This is a genomic window from Xanthobacter sp. 126, from assembly GCF_000526175.1.
Classification (GTDB): Bacteria; Pseudomonadota; Alphaproteobacteria; order Rhizobiales; family Xanthobacteraceae; genus Xanthobacter; species Xanthobacter aminoxidans.
Genome location: NZ_JAFO01000001.1, coordinates 2,742,617 through 2,769,519, shown reverse-complemented (window position 1 = coordinate 2,769,519; position 26,903 = coordinate 2,742,617). Strand labels below are relative to the sequence as shown.

The 26,903-nt window shown below is 67.3% G+C and carries 25 protein-coding genes and 2 pseudogenes; 17 read left to right on the top strand and 10 right to left on the bottom strand.

The genetic code is table 11. The features are described from left to right. The first annotated feature begins 58 nt into the window (after positions 1-58). Positions 59-679 (top strand): tyrosine-type recombinase/integrase, encoded by a 621-nt coding sequence (locus XAN126_RS26350; protein WP_051460600.1) that lies wholly within the window; start codon positions 59-61, stop codon positions 677-679. On the opposite strand, the gene XAN126_RS27780 is transcribed toward XAN126_RS26350, so the two are convergent. The 5 genes from XAN126_RS27780 to XAN126_RS0113190 form a co-directional block, all read right to left on the bottom strand. After that, positions 680-1,434, bottom strand: a protein-coding gene (locus XAN126_RS27780; protein WP_155982245.1) for an IS5 family transposase whose coding sequence is annotated in 2 segments (ribosomal slippage) — positions 680-1,101 and positions 1,101-1,434 — 756 coding nt in all. Because the reading frame shifts where the segments join, the coding sequence is not laid out codon by codon here. Positions 1,435-1,494: 60 nt separating this feature from the next. Beyond that, positions 1,495-2,223, bottom strand: a complete 729-nt coding sequence (locus tag XAN126_RS26345; RefSeq protein WP_051460599.1) for a hypothetical protein — start codon at positions 2,221-2,223, stop codon at positions 1,495-1,497. A 390-nt stretch (positions 2,224-2,613) separates the two neighbouring features. Beyond that, positions 2,614-3,438, bottom strand: coding sequence for an IS5 family transposase (locus XAN126_RS0113200; RefSeq protein ID WP_081762632.1), 825 nt, complete (start codon positions 3,436-3,438; stop codon positions 2,614-2,616). Positions 3,439-3,503: 65 nt separating this feature from the next. Next, complete coding sequence (locus XAN126_RS0113195) at positions 3,504-3,881, bottom strand: DoxX family protein (RefSeq protein ID WP_024279062.1); 378 nt, start codon at positions 3,879-3,881, stop codon at positions 3,504-3,506. Between the two features lie 122 nt (positions 3,882-4,003). Further along, positions 4,004-4,618, bottom strand: coding sequence for an FMN-dependent NADH-azoreductase (locus XAN126_RS0113190; RefSeq protein WP_024279061.1), 615 nt, complete (start codon positions 4,616-4,618; stop codon positions 4,004-4,006). A gap of 162 nt (positions 4,619-4,780) precedes the next feature. Between XAN126_RS0113190 and XAN126_RS0113185 the strand changes: the two genes are divergently transcribed. Further along, positions 4,781-5,686, top strand: a complete 906-nt coding sequence (locus tag XAN126_RS0113185) for a LysR family transcriptional regulator (RefSeq protein ID WP_024279060.1) — start codon at positions 4,781-4,783, stop codon at positions 5,684-5,686. A gap of 127 nt (positions 5,687-5,813) precedes the next feature. Then, positions 5,814-6,604 (top strand): annotated as a pseudogene (locus XAN126_RS27775) (integrase core domain-containing protein). Positions 6,605-6,740: 136 nt separating this feature from the next. On the opposite strand, the gene XAN126_RS27770 reads toward XAN126_RS27775, so the two are convergent. The 4 genes from XAN126_RS27770 to XAN126_RS0113160 form a co-directional block, all read right to left on the bottom strand. After that, positions 6,741-7,043 (bottom strand): cysteine-rich CWC family protein, encoded by a 303-nt coding sequence (locus XAN126_RS27770; RefSeq protein WP_197024036.1) that lies wholly within the window; start codon positions 7,041-7,043, stop codon positions 6,741-6,743. A gap of 132 nt (positions 7,044-7,175) precedes the next feature. Next, on the bottom strand, positions 7,176-8,231 hold the full coding sequence (locus tag XAN126_RS0113170; RefSeq protein WP_024279057.1) for an aldo/keto reductase: 1,056 nt from the start codon (positions 8,229-8,231) through the stop codon (positions 7,176-7,178). 60 nt (positions 8,232-8,291) lie between these two features. Continuing rightward, positions 8,292-8,636, bottom strand: coding sequence for a DUF3088 domain-containing protein (locus tag XAN126_RS0113165; RefSeq protein ID WP_024279056.1), 345 nt, complete (start codon positions 8,634-8,636; stop codon positions 8,292-8,294). A gap of 104 nt (positions 8,637-8,740) precedes the next feature. Next, positions 8,741-9,715, bottom strand: coding sequence for a TauD/TfdA family dioxygenase (locus XAN126_RS0113160; protein ID WP_024279055.1), 975 nt, complete (start codon positions 9,713-9,715; stop codon positions 8,741-8,743). Positions 9,716-9,918: 203 nt separating this feature from the next. Between XAN126_RS0113160 and XAN126_RS0113155 the strand changes: the two genes are divergently transcribed. The 9 genes from XAN126_RS0113155 to XAN126_RS0113115 all read left to right on the top strand — a co-directional run bounded on the left by XAN126_RS0113155 (position 9,919) and on the right by XAN126_RS0113115 (position 20,019). After that, positions 9,919-11,565, top strand: coding sequence for an ABC transporter substrate-binding protein (locus tag XAN126_RS0113155; RefSeq protein WP_024279054.1), 1,647 nt, complete (start codon positions 9,919-9,921; stop codon positions 11,563-11,565). Positions 11,566-11,567: 2 nt separating this feature from the next. Next, positions 11,568-12,554, top strand: a complete 987-nt coding sequence (locus XAN126_RS0113150; RefSeq protein WP_024279053.1) for an ABC transporter permease — start codon at positions 11,568-11,570, stop codon at positions 12,552-12,554. Next, positions 12,554-13,594: an ABC transporter permease gene (locus tag XAN126_RS0113145; protein ID WP_024279052.1), complete on the top strand. Its 1,041-nt coding sequence runs from the start codon at positions 12,554-12,556 to the stop codon at positions 13,592-13,594. Before XAN126_RS0113150 ends, XAN126_RS0113145 begins: the two co-directional genes overlap by 1 nt. Then, entirely contained in the window at positions 13,595-14,611 is a 1,017-nt protein-coding gene (locus XAN126_RS0113140; RefSeq protein WP_024279051.1) for an ABC transporter ATP-binding protein, read from the top strand. Beyond that, positions 14,592-15,542 (top strand): oligopeptide/dipeptide ABC transporter ATP-binding protein, encoded by a 951-nt coding sequence (locus tag XAN126_RS0113135; protein ID WP_024279050.1) that lies wholly within the window; start codon positions 14,592-14,594, stop codon positions 15,540-15,542. Before XAN126_RS0113140 ends, XAN126_RS0113135 begins: the two co-directional genes overlap by 20 nt. 11 nt (positions 15,543-15,553) lie before the next feature. Next, on the top strand, positions 15,554-16,687 hold the full coding sequence (locus XAN126_RS0113130) for an aldo/keto reductase (RefSeq protein ID WP_024279049.1): 1,134 nt from the start codon (positions 15,554-15,556) through the stop codon (positions 16,685-16,687). A 54-nt stretch (positions 16,688-16,741) separates the two neighbouring features. After that, a complete protein-coding gene (locus tag XAN126_RS0113125) occupies positions 16,742-18,106 on the top strand; it encodes an LLM class flavin-dependent oxidoreductase (RefSeq protein ID WP_024279048.1) in 1,365 nt (454 codons plus the stop codon). A 115-nt stretch (positions 18,107-18,221) separates the two neighbouring features. Next, positions 18,222-19,391 (top strand): LLM class flavin-dependent oxidoreductase, encoded by a 1,170-nt coding sequence (locus XAN126_RS0113120; protein ID WP_024279047.1) that lies wholly within the window; start codon positions 18,222-18,224, stop codon positions 19,389-19,391. Positions 19,392-19,416: 25 nt separating this feature from the next. Continuing rightward, positions 19,417-20,019 (top strand): nitroreductase family protein, encoded by a 603-nt coding sequence (locus XAN126_RS0113115; protein ID WP_029877136.1) that lies wholly within the window; start codon positions 19,417-19,419, stop codon positions 20,017-20,019. Between the two features lie 64 nt (positions 20,020-20,083). Here XAN126_RS0113115 and XAN126_RS0113110 read toward each other — a convergent pair whose 3' ends face one another. After that, positions 20,084-21,313 carry an acyl-CoA dehydrogenase family protein gene (locus XAN126_RS0113110; protein WP_024279045.1) on the bottom strand — a complete coding sequence of 410 codons (1,230 nt, stop codon included), beginning with the start codon at positions 21,311-21,313 and terminating at the stop codon, positions 20,084-20,086. Between the two features lie 225 nt (positions 21,314-21,538). Here XAN126_RS0113110 and XAN126_RS0113100 point away from each other — a divergent pair, with 225 nt between their 5' ends. The 5 genes and pseudogenes from XAN126_RS0113100 to XAN126_RS0113080 all read left to right on the top strand — a co-directional run. After that, positions 21,539-22,372, top strand: a complete 834-nt coding sequence (locus XAN126_RS0113100; protein ID WP_024279044.1) for a MetQ/NlpA family ABC transporter substrate-binding protein — start codon at positions 21,539-21,541, stop codon at positions 22,370-22,372. A 35-nt stretch (positions 22,373-22,407) separates the two neighbouring features. Further along, on the top strand, positions 22,408-23,619 hold the full coding sequence (locus XAN126_RS0113095) for an acyl-CoA dehydrogenase family protein (protein ID WP_024279043.1): 1,212 nt from the start codon (positions 22,408-22,410) through the stop codon (positions 23,617-23,619). Positions 23,620-23,630: 11 nt separating this feature from the next. After that, complete coding sequence (locus tag XAN126_RS0113090; RefSeq protein WP_024279042.1) at positions 23,631-25,046, top strand: LLM class flavin-dependent oxidoreductase; 1,416 nt, start codon at positions 23,631-23,633, stop codon at positions 25,044-25,046. Between the two features lie 62 nt (positions 25,047-25,108). Beyond that, positions 25,109-25,969, top strand: a complete 861-nt coding sequence (locus XAN126_RS0113085; protein ID WP_024279041.1) for an NADPH-dependent oxidoreductase — start codon at positions 25,109-25,111, stop codon at positions 25,967-25,969. A gap of 243 nt (positions 25,970-26,212) precedes the next feature. Beyond that, positions 26,213-26,779: pseudogene (locus XAN126_RS0113080) on the top strand (maleylpyruvate isomerase family mycothiol-dependent enzyme); the annotation flags it as partial. Positions 26,780-26,903: the final 124 nt, after the last annotated feature.

Here is a 26,903-nt window from a genome sequence, read left to right as displayed (position 1 = left end):
GAGCTTGCCCGAGTTTCCGCCCCATCAAACACCCTTGGGCCACCTAGACGCAACGGCTATGGACGACGCTCACAAGGTAGCGAAGAGGCTGGGGCTCACGAGTAAGTCGGAGGCAAGAGAGCGACGCCCTGCCCTTGAGGAGCTGAACAAGCTCATGCTCCACTTTGGGGAGATCAGACGCAGGCGCCCGTCATCGCTCCCCATGCAGATGATCGTCGCTTTCGCGATTTTCTCCACGCGCCGGCAGGATGAGATCACGCGAATCGAATGGGCCGATTTGGACGAGAAGCGCAGCCGCATCATGGTCCGCGACATGAAGAACCCAGGGGAGAAGAAAGGAAACGACGTTCGGTGCGATCTGCCGCCGCCAGCGCTGCGACTTATCCAAGCCATGCCGAAGACCGGCGCGCGCATCTTCCCGTATTCAACCGACGCGATAAGCGCGGCCTTCACGCGCGCTTGCGCCTTCCTTGAGATTGATGATCTGCACTTCCACGACTTGCGGCATGAGGGGGTTAGCCGCCTGTTCGAGATGGGCGGAACTATCGCCAGCGTCGCCGCAGTTTCCGGGCACCGCTCCTGGCAGTCGCTCAAGCGGTACACCCACCTTGACAAAGCTGGCGACAAATACGCCGCATGGCCGTGGCTGGAAGCGCTGACTAGGCTCAGGACTCATTGATCAGAGCCAGAAGATGACGGCAGCTGCGATGCAGATGGCAGAGAAGAAGGTGTGAGCGCATCGGTCGTAGCGTGTGGCGATGCGGCGCCAGTCCTTGAGCTTGGCGAAGAGGTTCTCGACCTTGTGGCGCTGCCGGTAGAGGGTTTTGTCATAGGGATAAGGCCGCTTGCGGCTCCGTGATGAAGGAATGCAGGGATCGATGCCCTTGTCGGCCAGTGCCTCGCGGAACCAGGCACTGTCGTAGCCCCGGTCGGCGATCAGGCATCTCGCCGGCGGCAAGGCATCGATGACGAGGCGGGCACCCTTGTGGTCGCTCATCTGGCCCTCGGACAGCACCATGATGATCGGACGGCCCTCGCCGTCGCAGACGGTGTGGAGCTTGGAGTTCAGGCCGCCTTTGGTGCGCCCGATACGACGGGGAACATCCCCTTTTTAAGCAGGCTTGCCGCCGTGCGGTGGGCCTTCAGATGGGTGGCATCGATCATGATGCGCTCGGGTCTCGGCCCTTCGCCGGCGAGGTTGGCGAAGATACGGTCGAAGACCCCGAGCCGGCTCCAGCGGATGAAGCGGTTGTACAGCGTCTTGTGCGGGCCGTAGTCCTTCGGCGCATCCTTCCATTGCAGGCCGTTGCGGATCACATAGACGATGCCGCTCACCACCCGGCGGTCATCGACGCGCGGCACGCCATGGGCCAACGGAAAGAAGGGCGAGATCCGAGCCATCTGCCGCTCGCTCAGCAGGAACAAATCACCCATGCCAGTCTCCTCAAGGGAGACTGTGAATCACATCTCAAGGCAGATTAATAGGTCCTGAACCTAGCGCCAATTCTTCAGAACCGCCGCCCGCTTGCGAGAAATGAGCACCGTCGCGGCGATGACGATGGCGAGACCGACACCGGCCACGGCGTAGGGAACCCAAGCGGGAGGAGCGGCCTCCGGCGCGATGGTGCCGGTTTGCTTCGCGCCTTCGGTTCCGCCTCCGATCACGAGGCCGCCGGCTCCGCCATTGCGAGCTGCCCGCTCCTTCTTCGTGGCTTCGTCCACCACCTCTTTCGGCGGGGTGGGCGTGGGCGGTGCGCCGTCGAGCCCGTTGACGATGCCGGCGATATCGTCGGAGGACTTCAGGCGCTCGATGATGGGATCATTGCCCGCCATGCGCGCCTTGCGATCAGCGATCCCATTCGTTCCGCCGTTCCACAGCTTGACCGCGCCGATGTAGTCGCCAGTGTCGGCCTTGACGTTGAGGTTTTTCCAGCTCCAGAACGCCGCGCAGATCGCCGCCTGCGCGTCGTACCGACAGGCCATCTCCGGCTTCTTTTTGAGCGGGAGGCCGGCGCGCTTGCCCACCTCTACGTAGCCATCACGCCCCGTAACCTGCGGTCCGCCACGGCCGATATAGAGCGAGCCGTCGCGCGTGCCGGGGCGATTGCCCATCCGGTTGCCGTAAATGTCATCGAAGGCGAGGCGCTGCCAGCCAGGAGCGGAGCCGTACTTTTCCCGCACGGCGTTCGCGTTCGCGAAGCGGTTGGGCCAGACCGCCGCCATCCGCTCCGCCGTGTAATTGATGTTCTCGGTCAGGTTCCGCAGAGTGAAGCCGTCGCATTCGTGCTCGATGTTGGAGAAGAAATAGGCGAGTCACTTGCGGGTGTGATTGATGCCGCGCGGCGTGAGCGCGATATCCTGTTTGCTAGAGAAGTAATCAATGACCGATTGAGGCGCGTGAGGGAAGATGTCGCTCATGGCATCCGCAGTAAGTCTTATCATCATGAGATATCTCCGCACATTCCAGTGCGGTAACCATCACCGAATAGGGTTACCCCCAGCGGCTACCCCGAAGCGGCTTATCCTGCCCAATCCGGCTAGGGTGGATTGGGGATAAATGGCTTTGATCGTCCGTGGAGAACGGCGCTGGTCCGCTTAGTGCCGTTTGGAAATTCAGGGATGTGCATTTCTGCGTGCGAGATTTCCGCCCATTGCCACGAGGATCATCGCGGTTGAGACGTCGATGCGCCGCTTATAATCGCGCACGAGGTGGCGCCATCGTGTCATCCAGCCGAAAGTTCGCTCGACGACCCAGCGGCGCGGCAGGACTTCGAAGCCCTTGGCTCCGTCGCGGCGGCGGATGATCTCGACGACGAAGTCGAGATAGGCGGCCTTGTCCATGAGCTTGAGCCGGTCGTAGGCGGCGTCGGCGAAGAGGTGCTTCACCCACGGCCAGCGCTTGCGGATCGCATCGAGGATCATCTGTGCGCCGGCGCTGTCCGAGATGTCGGCGGTCGTCAGATGGACCATCAGGAGCCGCCCGTCGGTGTCGACCGCGATGTGCCGCTTGCGCCCGACGATCTTCTTGCCGGCGTCGTAACCCCGTGCTTCGGCTTGCGGCGCCTTGATGGTCTGGCTGTCGATCACCGCCCCCGTCGGGCTCGCCTCGCGCCCGGCCCGCTCGCGGTCGAGCATCAGTTCAACATCGTGGATGGTCTGGAACAGGAAGCGCCGTGCCAGTTCCCGGAACCAGCCGTAGACGGTGCGCCAGTGTCCGAAATGGATCGGCAGCATCCGCCAGCCACCCCCTGAACGCACCAGATAGCGCACCGCATTGATGACTTCCCGGAACTCCACCTCGCGGGGCCGCCCCCGGCGTCCGGGAGCCGGCATCAACGGCGCCATCCGCTCCCATTCCTCATCCGTCAGATCCGACGGATAGCGTTTCGTCTTCCGGGCGATCCTGGCCATCCGGTCCCGCTGCTCTGCTGTCCACATCAAGAGCTTGAAGCATAAACGCGGACCAACAGGAATCCCCGGCTCACCATTTTCCAAACGGGCTCTCAGAGGCCCAGCCGAGCCTTGATATTCGCGCGCTGCAGATAGATGAGGGCGGCAAGGATCGCGCCGATGACGATCGTATGGATCCAGTCCACGTGAAGGATGGCGACCTGCGCAACAAATGCGCCGATGTCGACCACGAGCAACAGCACTGCAGCGAAGCCTGAGACGGCCGGGACGAGGAGCGCCACAGCGCCCACAACTTCGATTGCGCCGGTGAAATATCGGAACCACTGACCGAGCCCGATGGCGTCGAATTCCTGCACCATCATCGGTTGCCCAGATAGCTTGCCGAAGGCGGCGAACAAGAACAGTCCCGCCATCAGGACGCGCAGAACCCAAATCAGGATGTTGATCTTTGCGGAGGCGGCAGTCGACATGGCGTTACATCCTTTGCGTACGTTTTCGAATCTCAATGACGTTGGATTTGCAGGCGAGCGGCGTCCACTCGCCTTGCTGGTGACCAGCCCGCACAGAGAGCGGACGGCCGGCTGTTGGCGGATCAAGCGGCGAGCGCGGCGATCTGAGCTTTGGCCTGGGCAATCGCGTCGGCTTTCGGCTCGTCGCCGAGATTGAGGCCCTCGGCGCGGATGACCGTAACGTCGGTCAGGCCGATGAAGCCGAGCACGCCCCTTAGATAGCTCTCATGGTGTTCGAGCCCGGCCGCCGGGCTGTCGCCGGTGTAGATGCCGCCACGAGTCGAGGCAATGATGACCTTCTTGCCCTGCGGCAGCAGGCTTTCGGGTCCATTCGCGGTGTAACGGAAGGTGCGACCGGCGACGCAGACGCGGTCGATCCAGGCCTTGAGCTGGGACGGAACGGAGAAATTGTACATCGGTGCGCCGATCACAATGATATCGGCGGCGAAAAGGTCGTCCGCATAAGCCCCGCCGACTGCAAGGTCCTCGCCCAAAGCGGGGCTGGTCACCGCACCGCCCTGGAAGACCGCCATATGCGCGTCCGAAAGATGGAGCGCGGCATCCACGACGAGGTCACGGCGAATAACCTGCGCGCCAGGGTGAAGCGCCAGCTCCTTTGCCACGATGTCCGCGGTGAGCGCGCGGCTGACGGAATATCCGCCGAGGATACTGGAATCGATGTGAAGGATCGTCGTCATGGGAAGGACCTCCGAACCGCCGGAACGAGGCGTCGTGTCGTTGCGGGTGAAGAGATTTTTGAGGGCTTTGAACACGCGTTCGTAATGGCATGAGCGGCAATGCCGGAGTAGCCGCTATATTTTTGTGCTATCCATCGGAAGTCCCGATGGATAGGAGCCGCCATGCTGGACGGACTTTCCCTGGATCAATTGCGCGCGTTTCTGGCGGCGGTGGACGAGGGCAGCTTTTCGGCCGCCGGCCGGCGTCTGATGCGGACCCAGTCGGCCATCAGTGAAGCGATCGGCACCCTGGAGATGCACTTGGGGGTGACCTTGTTTGACCGCAGCGGTCGCTATCCCCAGCTGACGAGTGAGGGAAACGTTCTTCTCGCCGATGCGCGCCAGGTGTTGTCCTGCGTAGACGGCATGAAGGCGCGCGCCAAAGGCTTGACCTCGGGGATCGAGCCCGAGCTGACGGTCGTGATCGAGGTGATGTTTCCCATTGATGCGCTAGCGCGTGCGGCCCGGGATTTCCGGCAGCACTTTTCGGGGACGCCCTTGCGGCTCTATGTCGAGGTGCTGGGCGCGGCCGTCGAGCCGGTGCTCGACGGCCGGGCAAGCTTCAGCATCGTCGGCTTCCTGCCGGAGCTCCCCCCAGGCCTCGTGGCCGAATACTTGACCACCGTCCGCTTCATGATGGTCGCCGCTGCCAGCCACCCGCTGGCCGCCTGGCAAGGCGTCATCCCGAAAGAAGAACTCGGCCGCCACGTCCAGCTGGTCCTGACGGATCGATCCAAACTCACCGCAGGGCGTGAATTCGGCGTCATGTCCACGTCGACCTGGCGCTTGGCCGATCTTTTTGCCAAGCACGCCTTTCTCTTGAACGGACTGGGGTGGGGTGGAATGCCGAGGCATACCATCGAGGCGGATCTGCAGGCTGGCCGACTGGTCGAGTTAAAGATTGAGGACGTGCCGGAGGGCGGGCTCACGTTGCCCATGCAGGCCGTGTATCGCGCCGCCGATCCGCCCGGACCAGCCGGCCGCTGGATGATCGAGCAGCTCAAGGCCTGTCGGGAGCATCAACAATAGAACGGGCCGGCGTTCGAGCGGCCTGTATTTTGGGAGCGCTTCAACTTGATCTGATCCCCGAGAACTGGATCGTTCGGAGTTAGAGTTTTCCGCACTGTCATCCCTTGGCCGGGAGGAGCGGAAGACGATGAAGGCATCGAAGTTTTCGGAGGCCCAGAAGGCGTTCATTCTCAAGCAGGGCGCTGATGGGATGCCGGTGGCGGATATCTGCCGCCGGGCCGGCATCAGCCAGGCGACCTATTTCAACTGGAAGAAGAAGTACGAGGGGATGGCGCCGCTGGAGATGCGGCGGCTGAAGCAGCTTGAGGATGAGAACGCCAAGCTGCGGAAGCTGGTGGCGGATCTGTCCCTGGACCGGGAGATGCTGCAGGACGTTATCCGCCGAAAAATGTAAGGCCTGGTCGCAAGCGCGAGCTCGTCGATGCGGTGCGCAGCGAGTGGCAGGTGTCGATCCGGCGGGCCTGCGCGGTCCTTGAGGTGGACACCTCGACCTATCACTACAAGCCTCATCGACCCGACCAGGCCGGCCTCGCAGCACGGATCAGCTATCGTGCCGAGGACGTGGTCACGACGCTGGAGAAGGTCTGCGGGCGGGTGGGCTATCCACGGACGATCCGGGTCGACCAGGGCTCGGAGTTCGTCTCCCGGGATCTCGACCTATGGGCCTATGCGAGGGGCGTCACGCTGGACTTCTCCCGGCCGGGAAAGCCCACCGACAACGCCTTCATCGAGGCCTTCAACGGGCGCTTCCGAAGTGAATGCCTGAACACCCACTGGTTCCTGACGCTTGCCGACGCGGCTGAAAAGATGGAGGCTTGGCTCAGATACTACAACGAGGATCGGCCGCATGGGGCCATCGGCCATAAGCCGCCGATCACATTGCAGAACTCCGGCGGCGCACCCAGCCCACCGCCGTGAGCCGTGCCGGAAACTCTAACTTCCGGCGGTCCAACGAATGGTCTCGGATCAACCGCATTGTTCAAATCCGCCAGCCGGGCGTCGGAGCCGACCTAAGGGTCCGTGCTCTGCAGCAGGTGAGCGTTCGAAAGGGTAGTCAGGATTTGCAGGGGTTTCGTCCGGGCTGCTGATGCCTGATCTCGCGTTGCAGACACTCAGGGCAAAGGCAATCTCCTTCGGCCTGCCTAACCTCCAGTTTTGGCAGATCCTGGCACCAGCACCATGAATCGGAAACGGAGGACGCCGATCCGCACGTGAATTCAGCGCCGCATCTTTCGCAGAGCAGCCGACGGATCGGAACGACAACAGGCACGGCATCGCCTCGCGCTTTATCGCAGATCGGCTTCCCAGCGCTGACAGCCTCTTGAAACTGGGACCGGTGTAACCCGCAGACGATCATATTGCTTCCCATCCTGGAAGATGGAAGCTCTATCTCTGAACCTGGTCAGGCCGATGGGCCGGGCGCTGCGCGGCTTCTGCCTGAACGCCCCGGACGCACCGCCGCCCACCTGCGGACGGCCGTGCGGGCCGTTCAGGGCGCGGGGTTTCCGTGCAGCTGGTGCAGGGCGTCGATACGGTCCTCGATCTCCGGCGTCAGGGTCACGTCGAGGGAGCCGAGATCCTCTTCCAGCTGCGCAAGGGTGGTGGCGCCGATGATGTTGGAGGTCACGAACGGCCGGCTGGTGACGAAGGCGATGGCGAGCTGCGCCGGGCTCACCCCCACCTCCCGCGCCAGCGCCACATAGGCGCGCACCGCCTCTTCCGTGCCCGGCTTCTCGTAGCGCTGGGCGCGGTTGAACAGCGTCTTGCGGGCGCCGGGGGGCAGGGCGCCGTCGAGATATTTGCCGGTGAGGAAGCCCTGCGCCAGCGGCGAATAGGCGAGCAGGCCCACATCCTCGCGCTGGTGGAATTCGGCGAGGCCCGTCTCGTAGGTGCGATTCACGAGATTGTAGGCATTCTGCACCGAGACGACGCGCGGGCCGATGCCCTTCTCCGCCGCCGCGAGGAAGGCGGACAGGCCCCAGGCGGTCTCGTTGGAGAGGCCGATATGGCGAACCTTCCCGGCCTTCACCAGCGCATCGAGGGCCGCCAGCGTCTCCTCGATCGCCACCTCCGGGCCCTCGCCGCCGCCCCGCGCGCGGGTGGTGGCGCGCTGGCCGAACAGGGGCACGGCGCGATCCGGCCAGTGGAGCTGGTAGAGGTCGATGTAGTCGGTGCCGAGGCGCTTCAGCGAGCCTTCGACGGCCTCGTTGATGTTCTTCGCATCGAGCCGCGTGGTGCTGCCGTCGGCGCGGAAATAGGTGGCGTCCGAGCGGCCCACCACTTTGGTGGCGATCACCACCTTGTCGCGGCCGCTGCGCGCCTTCAGCCAGGAGCCGATGATGCGCTCGGTGGCGCCCTGCGTCTCGGCCCTGGGCGGGATGGGATAAAGCTCGGCGGCGTCGATGAGGGTGATGCCGCGGTCGCGGGCGATGTCGAGCTGGGCGTGGCCCTCGGCCTCGGTGTTCTGCTGGCCGAAGGTCATGGTGCCGAGCGCGATGGACGACACCGTGATGCCGGTGCGCCGGAGGGGGCGATAATCAAGCATGGGGAAATGGAAATCCGCAGGAGGGAACGGCGCGGAGGGTGACCGCGCCGGATGGGCGCGTCAATGCGGGAAGGGGACGCCGTGGCGCTCGGCGATCAGTTCCAGGATGCGGCGGGTATCGGTGACGAAACGGTAGGTGCCGTAGGCCTGCGCATCCGCCGGGAGGGGCGCTGCGTCGCCGAGGATGAGGACGGGCAGGCCCTGATTGTCCGGCCCGAGCAGCGCCACCACCTCGGCCCGCGGTCGCAGGAAGGACACGCGCTTCACGGTGATGCGGCTGGCGAGGCCCGGATTGCTCGCGAGCACCCCCTCGATCTGGTTGCAGTCGGGGCAGAAATAGCGCCGGCCGGGCTTCTGCGGATCGGTGAACCCGGGGGCGAGGAGGATGAGGAAGTCGCGGCTCATGGGGTGGGGCGTCCGGTGGCAGGGAAAACCTGGGGTGATGAAAAAGGCGGGCCCGCGCGGGTGAGGCGCAGGCCCGTGAGGTAGGGAGGAAGGGAAAAAGGGCGTCAGGCGGTGCCGGTGGTGAAGGCCTCCAGCGGCTCGCCCTCGATGATGGTGGAGGGGCGTCCGTCCACGCCCACTGGCACGTCGCCCTTGAGGGTGATGCGGTAGAGCTGGCGGTCGAAGTCGAGGGAATAGATGTCGCGCGGGGCGAGGTGGGCGGTGGTGCGGTTGTCCCAGAAGGCGATGGAGCCCGGCCGCCAGCGGAAGCGCACGGTGAATTCCGGCCGCGTGATGTGCTCGAACAGCAGGTCCAGCAGCTGCTGGCTCTCGCGCGGGGTGAGGCCGGTGATGCTCTTAAGGAACGACGGGCTGACGAACAGCACCCGCTCGCCCGTCTCCGGGATGACGCGCACCAGCGGGTGCTCGCTCACCACAGGACGGCGTCGGTTCTTCTCCTTGAAATCGGCGGTGCCGGCCTGCCCCTCCGGCGGGGCGAAGGCGTGGATGCCGCGCAGCGTATCCACGAAGCCGCGCAAAGTGGGCGACAGCGCCTCATAGGCCACGGCGAGGTTGGTCCAGAAGGTGTCGCCGCCATAAGGCGGGATGGTGACGCCGCGCAGGATGGAGGCGGCGGGCGGGTTCACCGCGGCGGTCACGTCCGTGTGCCAGCCGGTCCAGGGGCGGATCAGCGGCTCGCCGGTGTGGCGCGTGGCGAAGCGGTCGCGGCCGATGGAATAGACCTGCGGATAGCCCTCGACGAAGCCGAACACGGGGTGGCCGATGGTGGGCGCGCCGAAGGCCGAGGCCAGCGCCACATGCTCGGCATGGCTCAGCGGCTGGTCGCGGAAGAACACCACCTTCCACTTCAACAGCGCGGCGCGGATCTCGTCCACCACCTCCGGCGACAGCGGGCGGGACAGGCCCGGCGCCTCGATCTCCGCGCCGATGTGGCCGGTGAGCGGATGCACGGCGATGTGGCGCGGCGGCAGGTCGGCAAAACCGCCTTCGCTGGAGGAGACGGGCGCGGCGCTGGGCATCGGTTTTCCTTTCCTGACAGGCGTTTGACGCGGGCGGTGGCCGCACGCGCCGGCGCGCCGGATGGTCCCCGACGCAGGCAGCTCGACAATAATCTATCTTTTTCATCGATTTTATCAAAAAATAATTGACGCCCCGGAGCCGGGCCATATCGTTGGATCTCGTGATGCCCCCATCGCGCTTCCCGCAGCCAAGGAGACCCGGCATGGCCCCGCCGCCCGCAGACGCATTCCCGTTCCTCGCCCCGCCCCCGCGTCGGGCGGTTCTGAAGGGGCTTCTGGCGGCGGCGTGCGTGATCGCGGCGTCGGCCGGGACGCCGTCATTCGCTGCAGAGACGGGGGCCGCCTCCCAGCCGGTGCGCGGCGGCGTGCTGCGGTTCCTGGTGGAGCACGAGCCCTCCACGCTGGTGACCATCGCCCACACGGCGGGGCCGACCCAGCGCGTGTCGCCCAAGGTGACGGAAGGCCTCCTCACCTACGATCTCGACTTCAACCCCAAGCCCGCGCTGGCGACGGAATGGAGCGTGAGTCCGGACGGGCTGACCTACATTTTCAAGCTGCGCGAGGGGGTGAAGTGGCACGACGGGTGGGACTTCACCGCCGATGACGTCGCCTATTCCATCCAGCTCCTGAAGGACGGGCACCCGCGCGGCCGCGCCACCTTCGCGTCGGTGACGGCGGTGGAGACGCCCGATCCCCACACCGCGATCATCCACCTGTCGAAGCCGGCGCCTTATCTCCTCACCGCGCTCGACGCCAACGAATCCCCCATCGTGGCGAAGCATATCTACGAGGGTACCGATCCGCTCACCAACAAGAACGGCGCGGCGCCCATCGGCACCGGCCCGTTCATCTTCAAGGAATGGGTGCGGGGCAGCCACATCATCCTGGAGCGCAATCCCGATTACTGGGACAAGGGCAAGCCTTATCTCGACCGGATCGTGGTGCGCTTCATTGCCGACCAGAGCGCGCGCTCGGCGGCGTTCGAGGCGGGTGAGCTTGATCTCGCCGGCGGCCCGCCCGTGCCCTATGCGGACCTCGCCCGCGTTTCCGCCTTGCCGGGACTCGGCGCCGAGACGCGCGGCTACGAATACGCCGGGCGGATGACCCAGCTCTACTTCAATTTCGAGCGGCCCATCCTTCAGGACAAGCGGGTGCGGCTCGCCATCGCCCACGCTATTGACCAGCAGAAGCTGCTGGACGTGGTCTATTACGGCTACGGCGCCGTGGCGCCCTCGGTGATTAGCCCGAAACTGAAGGCCTTCTACGACCCCGCGCTCGAGCCCTACGGCTTTGATCTCAAGGCCGCGAACCGCCTGCTGGACGAGGCCGGCTATCCCCGCAAGGCGGACGGCACGCGCTTCGCGCTGAAGCTCTATGCCAACCCCTTCAACACCCAGGCGGCCGGAGATTTCGTGAAGCAGGCGCTGGCGAAGGTCGGCATCGCCGTGGACTTCCAGTTCTTCGATTTCTCCACCTACATCCAGAAGACCTATACCGGCCGTGACTTCGACCTGACGCTGGAATCCCTGCAGAACCTGTTCGATCCCACCCTCGGCGTGCAGCGCACCCTGTGGTCGAAGAATTTTCGCGTGGGCCTGCCTTTCTCTAACGCCTCCCACTACGCCAACCCGGAGGTGGACCGGCTGCTGGAGGCAGCGGCCGTCGAGCCGGACCCGGCGAAGCGCCGCCAGTTGTGGCTCGATTTCCAGAAGGTGGTTTACGCGGACGTGGCCGCCCTCGGCCTGATCGCCGTCGATGGCGTCACCATTTTCAACCGGAAGGTGAAGAACCACACCATCGGCGTCACCGGCGTCGATGCCTCCTTCGCCGACGTGTGGATCGAGAAATGACCATGCGCCGGCTGCCCCGCATCCTGAAAGCCGTGCGGCGCACCGCGCTGCAGGCGGTGCCGACCGTCATCGGCATCCTCATCCTCAACTTCTTCCTGCTGCGCCTGACCCCGGGCGATGCCGCCGACGCTCTGGCCGGCGAAGCCGGGGCGGCTACGGTGGAGACGCTCGCCGCGCTGAAATCCAAGTTCGGGCTGGACCTGCCGGTGCTGGAACAGCTCGGCGGCTATCTCTCCAACCTCGCCCATTTCAGCCTCGGCGTCTCGCCGCGCTACAACCAGCCGGTGGCGGAGCTGATCGCCGCACGGCTACCCAACACGCTGAGCCTGATGGGCCTCGCTCTCGCCTTCGCGCTCCTCATCGGCATCACGCTCGGCGCGCTGATGGCGACGTTCGCCGGGCGGCCGGCGGACCGGGTGCTGAGCGTCCTCGCGCTGCTCTTCTATTCCATCCCGAGCTTCTGGATCGGGCTGATGCTCATCGTCCTGTTCTCGGTGAAGCTCGGCTGGCTGCCCACCGGCGGGGCCGAGACCATCGGCGCGAACCTCACCGGCTGGGATGCGGTGCTGGACCGCGCGCGCTACCAGATCCTGCCGGCGCTCTCCCTCGCCCTTTTCTATGTGGCCATCTACGCCCGCCTCACCCGCGACGACATGATCGAGGTGCGCACGCAGGACCATGTGCGCACCGCCCGCGCCAAGGGCCTCTCGCCCTTCGCCGTGACGCGCGACCACGTGCTGCGCAACGCGCTCATCCCCGTCACCACCATGGCCGGCATCCACCTCGCCGGGCTCATGGGCGGGGCGGTGGTGGTGGAGACCGTGTTCAGCTGGCCCGGCCTCGGCCGGCTCGCCTACGAGGCGGTGATGGGGCGGGACTTCCATGTGCTGCTTGGCATCCTGCTCCTGTCGTCGCTGCTGGTGGTGGCGGTGAACGCGGCCATCGACATCCTCCAAGCGGCGCTCGATCCGCGCATCGAGGTGCGCTGATGCACGACACCGGCACCCTCCCCAGCGGCGGCCTCGCCGCAAACCCCCGCGCATCCCACGCCGAGGACCGCGCGGCGGCCGCGGCGCTGGGCGCCGAGCGCGCGCAAACTACCCAGCCCGAGCCGGATTTCTGGCCCAATGTTCATGCGCCCGATGCCGCGCGCACCGTGACGGCGGACGTGGCGCGGCTGGCGCCGGTGGGCCGGCGCCATGCGCTGCTCGTGTTCCTGTCCAATCCCACGGCGGTGGCGGGCCTCCTCATCCTCGCCGTCGTGGTGGGGGCGGCGCTGGCCGCCCCCATGCTCTTCCCCGACGATCCGCTGGAGATGGCCGGGCGGCCCTTGCAGTGGCCGGGCCAGAACCCGCGCTTTCCCCTGGGCACCGACGCGCTGGGGCGCGATGTGCTGGCCGGCCTCGTCCACGGCGCGCGGGTGAGCCTGCTGGTGGGCGCCTCGGCGACGCTGGCGGGGCTCCTCGCCGGCATTCTGGTGGGCGCCACGGCGGGCTATTTCGGCGGCGTGGTGGACGATGTGCTCTCCAAGCTCATCGAGATCTTCCAGACGGTGCCGGGCTTCATCCTGCTCATCGTGCTGGTGGCCATCGCCCAGCCCTCGGTGCCGGCCATCGCGCTTGCCATCGCGGCGGTGTCGTGGCCGCAGGTGGCGCGCCTCGTGCGGGCGCAGTTCCGCGCCATCAAGGAGAAGGATTTCGTCGCCGCCGCGCGGGCGCTGGGCTTCGGGCATGGGCGCATCATCTTCCGCGAGATCCTGCCCAATGCGCTGCCGCCGGTGATCGTGCTCGCCTCGGTCACGGTCGCCACCGCCATCCTTATGGAAAGCGCGCTCTCCTTCATGGGGCTCGGCGATCCCAACGTGGTGAGCTGGGGCTCCATGATCGGCACCGGCCGCGATCTCCTGCGCACGGCCTGGTATCTCAGCGCCATCCCCGGCGTCGCCATCGTGCTCACCGTGCTGTCGCTGAACCTGATCGGCGACGGCCTCAACGAGGCGCTCAATCCGCGCCGCGGCGGGGAGGGGTGAATGGCGCCGCTCATTGATGTACGCGACCTCTCCATCGCCTTCCCGCGCGCCACCCCGGTGCACGGTCTCTCCCTTACGGTGGAGGCGGGGGAGACGTTGGCGCTGGTGGGGGAGAGCGGGTCCGGCAAGTCGCTCACCGCCCTCGCTTTGATGCGCCTGCTGCCCGACTCGGCGCGCATCGCTTCCGGCGAGATCCTGTTCCGGGGCCGCGATGGTGTGGTGACCGACCTCGCGCGGCTGGAGGATCGCGCCCTGCGGCGGGTGCGCGGGCGGGACATCGCCATGGTGTTCCAGGAGCCCATGACCTCGCTGAACCCCGTGCTCTCCGTCGGCCAGCAGGTGGCCGAGGTGGTGCGCCTGCACGAGGGCCTGTCCCGCCGCGCCGCCTTCGCCCGCGCGGTGGAACTGCTCGACCTCGTGCGCATCCCAGAGCCCCGGCGGCGGGTGGGGGACTATCCCCACGAACTTTCCGGCGGCATGCGCCAGCGGGTGATGATCGCCATCGCGGTCGCCTGCGCCCCGCGCCTCCTCATCGCCGACGAGCCCACCACAGCCCTCGACGTGACCATTCAGGCGCAGGTGCTGGACCTGCTCGACGCCCTGCGCCGCGACCTCTCCATGGGCCTCCTGCTCATCACCCACGATCTCGGCGTGGTGGCCGAATGGGCCGACCGGGTGGCGGTGATGTATGCCGGCCGGAAGGTCGAGGACGCGCCCTTCGAAACCCTGTTCGGCGCGCCGCTCCACCCCTACACGCGCGGCCTGCTCGCCGCCTCGCCCCGGCTTGATGCCGGCCAGCACTATTCGGCCGGCGCGCTGGCCGAGATCCAAGGCTCCATCGCCTCGGCGGCGGGGGAGGAGGGCTGCGCCTTCGCTCCGCGCTGCCCGAACGCGCGGGCGCTGTGCCGCGCCGCCGTGCCGGCCCTCGATGCGGTCGCGCCCGGCCATCTCGTCGCCTGCCCCGTCACCACGTCGGAAGCGCAAAGGGAGGCGCGCCATGCCCTTGCTGTCGGTTGAGAACCTGCACGCCGGCTACGAATCTGGTGGGCGCGTGCTGCGCGCGGTGGATGGCGTGTCCTTCGCCGTCGCGCGGGGCGAGACGGTGGGCCTCGTGGGCGAGAGCGGCTGCGGCAAGTCCTCCCTCGCCAAGGTCATCATGCGCCTCGTGTGCCCCGCCTCCGGTCGGGTGGTGTTCGACGGGGTGGATGTGGGCGGCCTCGAAGGCGCGCCGCTGAAGGCCTATCGCCGGCAGGCGCAGATCGTGTTCCAGGACCCGTTCGCCTCACTCAATCCGCGCCAGTCCATCGCCGACATCCTCACCGCGCCCTTGGCGGTGCACGGCCTCGTGCCGCGCCGCGAGCGGCTCATGGCGGCGGGGGATGCGTTGGAGCGGGTGGGCCTGCCGCGCGAGGCGCTGTCGCGCTATCCGCACGAATTCTCCGGCGGCCAGCGCCAGCGCCTCGGCATCGCCCGCGCGCTTATCCTCGCCCCACGCCTCGTCATCTGCGACGAGCCGGTCTCGGCCCTCGACCTCTCCATCCAGGCGCAGATCCTGAACCTGCTGGCGCGGCTGAAGGCGGAACTGGGGCTCTCCTATCTCTTCATCTCCCACGACCTCTCGGTGGTGCGCTATTTCGCCGACCGGGTGCTGGTGATGTATCTCGGCCGCATCGTGGAGACGGGCTCCTGGCAGTCCATCTTCGCCCGCCCGCTGCATCCCTACACCCGCGCGCTGATCGAGGCCGTGCCGACGCCCGGGCGTCGGCGCCATGCCGCCCCGCTCTCCGGCGACCTGCCGAGCGCGCGCAACGTGCCGACCGGCTGCCGCTTCCATCCGCGCTGCCCGCTGGCGACGCCCCTTTGCACCCAATCCGACCCCGCGCTGCGCCCCCTCGGGGCCGGCCGCGCCGTCGCCTGCCATCGCGCGCCCGAAGAGGCGCTTCACTGAGGATTTCGCCAATGACCGCCCACGCCATCCCGCAGCCCCCCGCGAAGCCCGTGGCGCCGCCGGACTATCGCTATCTCGGCAAGAGCGGGCTGAAGGTGCCCAAGCTGGCGCTGGGCACCATGATGTTCGGCGGGCCGACCGATGAGGCCACGTCCCACCGCATCATCCACAAGGCGCGGGAGCAGGGCTTCTTCTTCCTCGACACGGCGGACGCCTATCAGAACGGGTGCACCGAGGAGATCGTCGGCCGCGCGGTGAAGGGCGATCGAGACGCCTATGTGCTCGCCACCAAGTTCGCCAATCCCGGCGGCACGGGGCCGAACCGGCAGGGCATATCCCGCAAGTGGATCATCGAGGCGGCGGAGGCGAGCCTGCGGCGGCTCGGCACCGACTACATCGACATCCTCTATTTCCACCGCGCCATCTTCGACGCGCCGCTTGGCGAGGCGGTGCGGGCGGTGGCGGACCTCGTGAAGGCGGGGAAGGTGCGCTATTTCGGCGTCTCCAACTTCCGCGGCTGGCGTATCGCCGAGGTGGCGCATCTCGCCGATCAGTTCGGCATCGACCGGCCCGTCGCCAGCCAGCCGCTCTACAACATCGTGGACCGCACGGCGGAGGTGGAGCAGCTTCCCGCCGCCCATCATTACGGCCTCGGCGTGGTCACCTATTCGCCGCTGGCGCGGGGCGTGCTCACCAGCAAATACGTGCCCGGCGCGGCTCCGGCGGCGGACAGTCGGGCAGGGCGGGGTGACCGGCGCATTCTGGAGACCGAGTGGCGCGCGGAATCCATCGACATCGCAGAGGCCATCGCCCGCCATGCGGCCGAGGCCGGCATTCCGGCGGCGACCTTTGCGCTGTCCTGGGTGCTGAACAACAGCCTCGTCACCTCGGCCATTGCCGGGCCGCGCACGGAAGCCCAATGGGACGACTACCTCGCCGCCCTCGACTACGGCTTCACCGCCGCCGATGAGGCGCTGGTGGCCTCCCTCGTGCCGGACGGTCACGTCTCCACGAAATTCTACACCGACCCCAGCCACCCGGTGGAAGGCCGCGCGCCCCGCACCGGCGGCGGCGATGCGGCGGCGCGGGTGCAGGAGCGCGCGCAAGAACGCGTGGCTTCGCGCGTTGCCGCCCGCGTCGGCTGAGCCAACCCAATGTTCTGCCCCTTCACGCCTTGAGCGATCAAAGGAGAGATCACAATGGCAATCCCATCGTCCCACGCCACGCGGCGGCAACTCGTCCTCAACCTGTTCATCTATCCCGGTGGACATCACGAGGCCGGCTGGCGCTATCCCGGCGCGCGGCCGGAGCGGCTGCTCGATATCACCTTCTACCAGGACCTAGCCCGCTCCGCCGAGGCGGCGAAGCTCGATGCGGTGTTCTTCGCCGACGGGCCGGCGCAGGTGGACAACATCCGCTATGCCTCGCGCTTCCGCCTGGAGCCCCTGACCTGGCTCTCCGCCATCGCTGCCGCGACCACCCATATCGGCCTCATCGGCACGGCTTCCACCACCTATTACGAGCCCTACAACCTCGCCCGGCTCTATGCCTCCCTGGACCATCTCTCCGGCGGGCGCGCGGGCTGGAACATCGTCACCACCGCCGTCCCCCAGGCGTCCGCCAATTTCGGCCTCGCCGAGACGCCTAGCCATGCCGAGCGCTATGCCCGCGCGGCGGAGTTCGTGGACGTGGTGACCAAGCTCTGGGACAGCTGGGAGGATGACGCCCTCGTGGCCGATCCGGTCTCCGGCCTGTTCGCGGATGACAGCAAGATCCACCCCATCGAGCATGTGGGACGTCACTACCGGGTGAAGGGCGCGCTCAACACCCCGCGCCCGCCGCAGGGCCGTCCGGTCTATGTGCAGGCGGGCTCCTCCGACGACGGGCGCTCCTTCGCTGCGCGCTATGCGGAAGCCATCTTCACCGCGCACCAGACGGTGGAGAGCGCCAAGGTCTTCTATGCCGACATCAAGAAGCAGGCGGCGGGCCTCGGGCGCAATCCGGACCATGTGAAAATCCTGCCCGGCATCAGCCCCTACATCGGCTCCACCGAGGCCGAGGCGCGCCAGTTGCACGAGGCGTTCAGCGACCTCATCCAGCCGGAATACTCCATCTCGCAATTGAAGCAGATCACCGGCGTGGACTTCTCCGGCCATCCCCTCAATGCGGTGGTGGAGCTGGATGCCTTCAAGGATGCCGGCCCGGCCAAGCTCGTGGCCAGCCGCTTCCAGCTGGTGGTGGACATCGTGCGGCGGGAGAAGCCGACGCTGCGCCAGCTCATCGACCGTCTCGCCGGGGCGCGCGGCCACTACGTGGTGGTGGGCACGCCGGAGAAGATCGCCGACGAGATCCAGCATTGGTTCGAGAGCGGCGCGGCGGATGGCTTCAACGTGATGCCGCCCTGGTACGCCGCCGGCTTCGACCTGTTCGCCTCGCAGGTGGTGCCCATCCTGCGCAAGCGCGGGCTGTTCCGCCAGGAATATACCGGCCGGACGCTGCGCGAGCATTACGGCCTGCCGCGGCCGGAGAGCCAGTTCGCCGAGGCGGCGCGCGCCACCGCCTGAGGCCGCCCCCATCCTTTCGTGCCGGCGCTCCCCAGGCGGCGACACGGATCCGGCCCCTTCCCCGGTCGCTCGGGGAAGGGGCCGGGGCTGTTTCCGTTCTCCCACGAGGTCCGTCATGTCCGCACTCCCGTCCGTTGCCGCCGCTCCCCTCCTGCGCGGTCCGCTCGACTTTCCCGACAGCCCGCTCTCCCGCTCGGCCCGCCAGCCCTTGATGCTGGGGCTGTTCCTGAACCTTCAGGACATCCACTTCTCCGACCATCCCACCAGCAACAGCTGGACCTACGACTACAATTCCGCCCTCGTGGAGAAGGCCGACGCGCTGGGCTTCGACATCGCCTTCTCCCGCACCCAGTGGCTACCCAAGGGCGGCTATGACGGGGAGGCCTCGCTGGACAGCTTCGTGGCCTTGGGCGCCATGGCGGCGACCACGAAGAACATCCTGCTGATCTCCACTTTGCATGTGCTCTATGGCCCGTGGCACCCGCTGCACATCGCCAAGATCGGCGCCACCTTCGACCACATCTCCAAGGGGCGCTGGGGCATCAACATCGTCACCGGCCATCGCGCCATCGAGCACGAGATGTTCGGCTGGAATCGCATCGAGCATGACCGCCGCTACGACATGACGGAAGAACTGTTCGACGTGCTCCACCGCCTGTGGACCGACACCGAGAACTATTCCGTCGAAGGCCGGCTGAACCCATGGAAGATCGTCAACGGCTACATCACGCCGAAGCCGCTCTATGGCCGCCCCATCCTCGTCACCGCGACGGGCTCGGACGCCGGCATCGACTTCGCGGCGGGCCATTCGGACCTGCTGTTCATCACCTCGCCGGGCGGCGCGCATATCGAGAGCGCGCTGGAGACGCTGCCCGCCCACATCGCCGCCATCAAGGGGCGGGCGCGGGCGAAGGGGCGGGAGGTGAAGGCCATCATCAACCCGATCATCGTCAGCCGGCCCACCTCGGCGGAGGCGCACGATTATGCCCGCGCCATCGCCGCCGGGGTGCCGGCGCCGACCCACACCTCCTTCGGCCATCGCGGCTATGACAGCGATGCGGTGGCCTGGCTCGGCCGCCGCGATGCGACGCACAAGCAGGGGCTCAATCTCGGCGGCAACATCGAGATCATCGGCTCGCCGGAAGACGTGGTGGACCAGCTCGCGGCACTGAAGCGCACCGGCATCGACGGCGTGCAGCTCAACTTCTATGACTTCACCGCCGACCTCGACCATTTCGCCACGGCCATCCTGCCGTTGCTGAAGCAGGCCGGCCTGAGGCTGTGACCCTTTCCGCACCAGAGGATTTGCCATGACCATTGCCGTCCCGCCGCGCCAGAGCGAGCATCCTGTCGAGCCGCTGTTCTTGGAGCGCTGGTCGCCCCGCGCTTTCACCGGGGAGGAGATTCCGCAAGCCGAACTCAACTCCATCTTCGAGGCGGCGCGCTGGGCGCCTTCGAGCTTCAATTCGCAGCCCTGGCGCTTCCTTTATGCCCGCCGCGGCACGCCCGCGTTCGACACCTTCCTGAGCCTGCTCGTGCCGTTCAACCAGCAGTGGGCACAGAATGCGGCAGCGCTGATCTTCGTCGTTTCAGCCCGCAGCTTCGTGCGGCCGGGAACGACGGAGCCGGTGCCGGCGCGCAGCCATTCCTTCGATGCGGGCGCGGCCTGGGCGAACCTCGCCTTGCAGGCGACGAAGCTCGGCTGGCACGCCCACGGCATGGGCGGCTTCGACGCGGAGAAGGCCCGCACGGAGCTGAAGGTGCCTGAGGACTACGAGGTGGAGATCGCCGTCGCACTGGGCCGCCGCGGCGACAAGTCCCTGCTGCCGGAGAGCTTCCACAAGGGCGAGACCCCGAGCGGCCGCCGCCCGCTCGCCGAGACCGTGTTCGAAGGCGCCTTCCCGGCGGCGTGACCCTTAAAAAGCAATGGCCCCGCCGGTGCGGCGGGGCCATCGTCTGGCAGCACAAGACGCCGGATCAGAAAAAGCCTTTGGCCGGCAACGGCGTGCCCTTCACCAGCAGTTCGCCGATGGCCTTCGCCTTGTAGCTCGCCGGATTGTGCGAGGCGATGGTGCGGACGTTGCGCCAGTGGCGGTCGAGGTTGACGGCCCGTTCGGTGGCCGAGGCGCCGCCGGTCTCGAACAGCAGCGAGCCGGACTTCAGCGCGAGATCATCCACCACCAGCTTCGCCTGCGCCGCCGCCTTCGCGGCCTCGGCGGCGAGGACCTCGGCGGTCTCGTCCCGGTCGCGGGCATCGCTCACGCGGTCCAGCGCTTCGGCTGCGGCGAGGATCACCGCCTCGGCCGCGAACGCATGGGCCGCGAGCTGGCCCACCGCCTGCTGCAGGAAGGGGTCGTCGGCGGGGGTGGGCACCGGCGCATAATAGAAGCTGCGCTTGCGCCGCTTCACCAGCGCGATGGCATCCTCCAGCGCGCCGCGCGTGATGCCGGCCACCACGGTGGTGAGGAAGAGCTGCGCCTGCGTGTTGGAATAGGCGAGGCCGTAGCCGCGGCTGGGCGTGTCGAACACTGCTTCGTCCGCCTCCACCCGCACATTGTGGAAGCGCGTGGTGCCCGACGCCGTGAGGCGCTGGCCGGCGCCGTCCCAGTCGTCGACGATCTCGATGCCCTCGCGCCGCGTGGGGATGATGACCGCCGCCAGCCGCCCGTCCGCCGCCGCCGCGCGGATGAGCATGGAATCAGCGAAGAGCGTGCCCGTGCTGTAATATTTGACGCCGTTGAGGCGGAAGCCGTCGCCATCGGGATCAAGCTTCGTGTCGGGCGCGAAGCCGCCGGCCGGGTTCGAGCCCGCCTCGGTGGAGGCGAGGCCGAAGAGGGTGCCGGCCGCCACCTCCGCCTGCCACGCCCGGCCCTTCGCATCATAGGGCCGGCGGGCGAATTGCTCGGCCACGGTGAAGTGGTTGCGGAAGATGTGCGCCACGTTGGCATCGGCCGCCGCGAGGTCCAGCGCCAATTTGTAAGTCTGGCGGAAGGTCGCGCCCGCACCGCCATCGGCCTCGGCGAGCCTGAGCGCGCCGAAGCCGGCCTGCTTCAGAAGATCCACCGCCTCGAACGGCAGCACCCGGTCGCGCTCGCGCACGCTGGAGCCGGCGCCGATCTCCGCGAACAGGTCGCGCCAGTCGGCGGGATCGGCCGAGCGGCGGCTGGAGGGCGCGACAGGGGGGAGGGGGATGACGGGTTTGTTCATGGCTGTTCCCGGCGTCTTAAGGGGCATGACGAAAAGGGATAGACACTGCGGCCTCGGTGTGCAAACTAATTCTATTAATTTTATAGAATAAAGATCGGGCCGGCTTCCAGGCAGGTCTGATCCTCACCGGCGCGCAGATCCAACGACATCTCACAGCGGCTCCGCCTGCGCGGGGACGCGTGGGTTCGTGCGCCCTTCCGCCAGATCTTGACCGAGGACAGAACCATGACCTCCCGCTTCCGCTCCCCCCTCGCGGCCCTTGTCTTCTCCGGCCTTGCCCTGTTCGCGCTCGGCAATGGCGCGAACGCGCAGACCCCGGCCGCCGCCTCCGACAAGCCCCTGAAGATCGGCGTCTCGGCCGGTCCCTATGGCGACATCCTGCGCGAGGCGGCGAAGCTCTCGGCCGAGCAGGGGGTGAAAGCGGAGATCATCGAGTTCACCGACTGGAACCAGCCCAATGCGGCGCTGCAGGCTGGCGACATCGACCTCAACAATTTCCAGAACCGGCCCTATCTCGCCAATCAGGTGAAGACGCGCGGCTACACCATCGTCGCGCTCGACGAGTCGATCCTCGTGCCCGCCGGCCTCTATTCCAAGAAGTACACGGGCTTCGCCGACATCCCGGCCGGCTCCAAGATCGCCATTCCCAACGATCCCACCAATGGCGGGCGGGCGCTGCTCTTGTTCCAGAAGGCCGGCCTCATCAAGCTGAAGCCGGGCTCTGGCCTTTATGCCAGCGTGCTCGACGTGGCGGAGAACCCGAAGAACCTCAAGATCGTGGAGATCGACGCCGCCCAGCTGCCGCGCTCGCTGGACGACGTGGCGGCCGCCTTCGTCTCCTCCAACTATGCCTATCTCGCCGGCCTCCAGCTGAAGAGCGCGCTTCTGGCCGAGACCACGCTGGAGGAGGCCAAGCCCTATTTCACCCTCGTCTTCGCCGCCCGCGAGGATCGCAAGGATGACCCGCGCATCGCCAGGTTCATCGCGGTCTACCGCTCGCAGCCGGTGAAGGACTTCACCCTCGCCAAGTTCAACGGCAGCCTCATCCCCACCTGGTGAGCGCCCCTGTCGAACCCCATCGAGGAGTGTGACCCATGAACCCGCCTGCCGCCCGTCCGTCCCATTTGTCCCTCGCCCCGGCTGCGCCCGCGCGGCCCGACTGGATCGCCCGCGCTCAGAGTGTCGCTGACGCGCTCACCCCAGACGCCGCCGAGCGCGACCGCATCGGCGCCTCGCCCCGGCGCGAACTCGCGCTGCTGCGCGACGCGGGGCTGCTCGAACTGCTCTTTTCCCCCGAGCACGGCGGGGGCGGCGGATCGTTCACCGACGCGCTGCTCGCCGTGCGGGTGATCGGCCGGGCGGATGCCTCCATCGCCCAATTGCTCGCCTATCACTATCTCCACCTCACCAACGCCTTGTGGCGGGCGCGCCCCGAGCAGGCGGCGGCGCTGGCGCGGGCTTCGGTGGCCGGGCGCTGGCTCTGGGGCGGCGCCTCCAACCCGCGCGATCCGGAATCGCGCCTCGCGCCGGTGGAGGATTTCTATCGCCTCACCGGCCGCAAGACCTTCGCCTCCAATGCCGCGCTCGCCGATCGCATCACCCTGCGCGCGCAGCTGGGCGACGGCTTCGCCGTGCTTGTGGTGCCCGGCGACCGGGAGGGCGTGACGCACGGCAATGACTGGGACGCCTTCGGCCAGCGCCTGTCGGAGAGCGGCACCATCACCTTCGCCGACGTGAAGGTGGAGGCGGACGAAATCCTCGGCGATCCCGCCGCCCCGCCGCCGCCGCGCACCAGCCTCGTGGTGCCGTTCCACCAGCTGCTCATCGTCAATTTCTACATCGGCATCGCCAAGGGCGCCCTCGCAGAGGCGAACCGCTACATCCGCGAAGTCTCCCGCCCGTGGCAGGCCTCCGGCGTGGAGAAGGCGCGGCTCGATCCCTACATTCTCGAGCATTACGGCAATCTCGACGTGGAGCTGCGCGCCTCCACCGCGCTGGCGGATGCGGCCGGCGTGCGCTTCGAGGCGGCGACCGCGCTGGGCAATGCAATCACCCCCGACGATCGCAACGTCGCCGCCGCGGCCATCTATGCGGCCAAGGTGCATTCCAGCCGCACGGCGCTGGAGATCACCTCCCGCATCTTCGAGCTGATGGGCGCCCGCGCCACCGCCGGCCACTACGGCTACGACCGCTTCTGGCGCAACATCCGTACCCACACTTTGCACGATCCGGTGGTCTACAAATCCCGCGAGGTGGGCAATTACGCCCTCAACGGCGTCATCACGCCGACCCCGCTCTACAGCTGAGCGAGGCTGACATGACGACGAACCCCCTTAACCGCGACATCCGCTTCAACGCCTTCAACATGGCCTCGCCCGGCCACACCTGGGCGGGCCTGTGGGCACATCCGCGCGACCGCGCCATCGACTACAACAGCCTCGACTACTGGATCGACCTCGCGGTGACGGCCGAGCGCGGCCTGTTCGACGGCGTGTTCATCGCCGACGTGTTCGGGGTCTATGATGTCTATGGCAACAGCCCGGACGCGGCCCTGATCTCCGCCGCGCAGACGCCGGACATCGACCCCGCTCTGGTGGTGCCGAGCATGGCGCACGCCACGAAGCACATCGGCTTCGGCGTCACCGCCAATCTCACCTACGAGCACCCCTACCAGTTCGCCCGCCGCTTCACGACGCTGGACCATCTCACCAAGGGCCGGGTGGGCTGGAACATCGTCACCGGCTATCTCGACAGCGGCGCGCGCGGCATGGGCGACAAGGCCAACCGAGACCATGATGCCCGCTACGAGGCGGCGGAGGATTTCCTCGCCGCCGTCTACAAGCTGTGGGAAGGCAGCTGGGAGGAGGGGGCCGTGCGTCGCGACCGAGCCGCCCGCGTCTTCACCGATCCCGCCAAGGTCCACCGCATCCGCCACAACGGCCCCTACTACCAGGTGGACGGCATCCAGCTCGCCGAGCCCTCGCCCCAGCGCACGCCGGTGCTCTATCAGGCCGGCACCTCGGGCCGGGGGCGGCTGTTCGCGGCCAAGCATTCGGAGGCCATCTTCCTCAATGGCCAGACCCGCCCCATCCTCGCCGAGGCGGTGCGCGCTGTGCGCACGGCGGCGGCGAGCTTCGGGCGAGATCCCTACGACATCCGCATGTTTCCCGGCGCGACGGTGATCGTCGCGCCCACCCGTGCCGAGGCCTTCGACCGGCTGGCCGAATATGCCCAGTATGTGGACACGGCCGGGCAACTGGCACTGCTCTCCGGCTGGACAGGCGTGGACCTCTCCACCCTCGATCCGGAGGAGGCCATCTCCTACGTGAAGAGCAACGCCATCCAGTCCACGCTGGAAAACCTCACCCTGCGCAGCGCCGAGCCGCTGAAGGTGAAGGACCTCGCCACCCTCTCCGCCACCGGCGCCCGCGCGCCCTTCATCGTCGGGTCCCCCGGCGAGGTGGCGGACGAGATCATCTCCTGGGTGCGCGACACGGACGTGGACGGCTTCAACCTCAACCGCCTCGTCTCACACGAGACGCTGGCGTCGTTCGTGGATCTCGTGGTGCCGGAGCTTCAGAATCGCGGCGTCTACAAGACGTCCTACGATGAGGGTACGCTGCGCGAGAAGCTGTTCCGCCGCGGTCCCCTCCTGCCCGACACCCACCCCGCCGCCGGCTTCCGCCGGAATGCGGGGGGCGTCGCCGTCGAGAAGCCGCGCGCAACGGCCTGATCGAGACCGCCTGATCGAATATGAGCGCCGTTCACGGCGCCGTCCCACGGAGCTTGCCCTGAATGACCGACGCAGTCACCGGCGCCACCCTCGCGCCCGATGAAGCCGCCGCCGCGCGCGCCTTGCTGGAGGCCCGCTACGGCGCGGCCGAGGCGCCGGCCGGCATCCTCCTCAACGACACCATTGCCGGCCTGCTGAGCCACCGCAGCGTGCGCGCCTTCACGCAGGAGCCGCTGCCGGAGGGGCTGCTGGAAACGCTGGTGGCGGCGGCGCAATCCGCCCCGTCCTCCTCCAACCTCCAGACCTTCAGCGTGGTGGCGGTGGAGAACCCGGCCACCAAGGCGCGCCTCGCCGAGATCGCCGGCGGGCAGAAGCATGTCGTCGAGGCGCCTTTGGTGCTGGTGTGGCTCGCCGACCTCGCGCGGCTGGAAGAGATCGGCCGCCGTAACGCCCACCCCACCGACGCGCTATCCTTCCTGGAAACCCTGTTCGTCGGCTTCATCGACGCGGCGCTCGCGGCGCAGAATGCGCTGGTGGCGCTGGAATCCTTGGGCCTCGGCGGCGTCTATCTCGGCGCGCTGCGCAACCGGCCGGTGGAACTCGCCGAGCTGCTCGGCCTGCCGCCCAACGTGATCGGCGTGTTCGGCCTCGCCATCGGCCATCCCGACCCCGCCCGCCCGGCGGACGTGAAGCCGCGCCTCTCCCAGCGCCTCGTGCTCCACCGCGAGCGCTATGACGCGAGCCTGCCGCAGGACGCGCTGGACCATTACGAGGCGGCGCTGAAGGCGTTCCAGAAGGGCCAGAACATCCCCGAGATCGGCTGGATCGCTGCCGCCCTCCCGCGTGTGCGCGGTGCCTCGTCCCTCGCCGGCCGCGACCGCATCCGCGATGCGTTGACTGCGCTCGGCTTCGGCCTGCGCTAAGAGCAAAGGCCACCAGTAGGCGTGGGCGACCTTCCAGGGCGCGCGCCCGCGCGGGGTGGAACCACGTCGTTTCCTCCGGCGGGGAGGAGGCGCGCACCTTCAACCTGGTCGAACACATCCCCACGCTGACCGCGCAGACCGCCCGCGCTCGCGAATTCATCGAGCTGGTGAAGGGGTGGAACAGCTGGGAGGACGAAGCCTTCCTGTGGGACAAGGTTTCCGGCAGCCGACGACGCGACTGGAGAAGAGGTCGATCACGACCGTAAGCTCGGTGAAGCCTTCGTGGGCGATCGGTTGCGGGTCGAGTGGCTGGCGACAGCGACCGCGATCAGCGCGCGTTGGTCGGATATCAGTCCGTCTATCAGAGCGGTCTGGGCGGGGCGGGAAATGAGCGTGCGCTCCCTGATAACGTCCCGCCTGATGGAAACCTGGGCACATGCGCAGGCCGTGTACGACATATTGGGCGTGGACAGAATAAGCCGGGACAGGATCGAGGGCATTGCAGCGCTTGGGGTCAGCACGTTCGGCTGGAGTTTCCGCGTTCGCAAGATGGAGGTTCCGGCCATCGTTCCTCATGTTGCCCTGACAAGTCCGTCGGGTGAGATCTGGCGGTGGGAACCTCAGTCTCATTCGGAAATCATCTCCGGCTCCGCGGAGGCGTTCTGCCAAGTTGTCACGCAAGTGCGCAACATCAAGGATGTTCGCCTCAACGTGGTGGGGGACGTGGCGCAGACGTGGATGGAGAACGCCCAGTGCTCTGCGGGCGCGCCGCAGAATTCTCCTCCGCCCGGAACCAGGTTTCGGATATGAGCGCACCCCACTGAGAAGGGCGCCTGCGTGGTCGTGATTGTCCCGCTGCCGTCCCTTTCGGTCCTTTAGCCACGCAACCTCTGGCGGCGGTTTTTCGGTGGGCGAGCCATCTCCAATGGTTGCG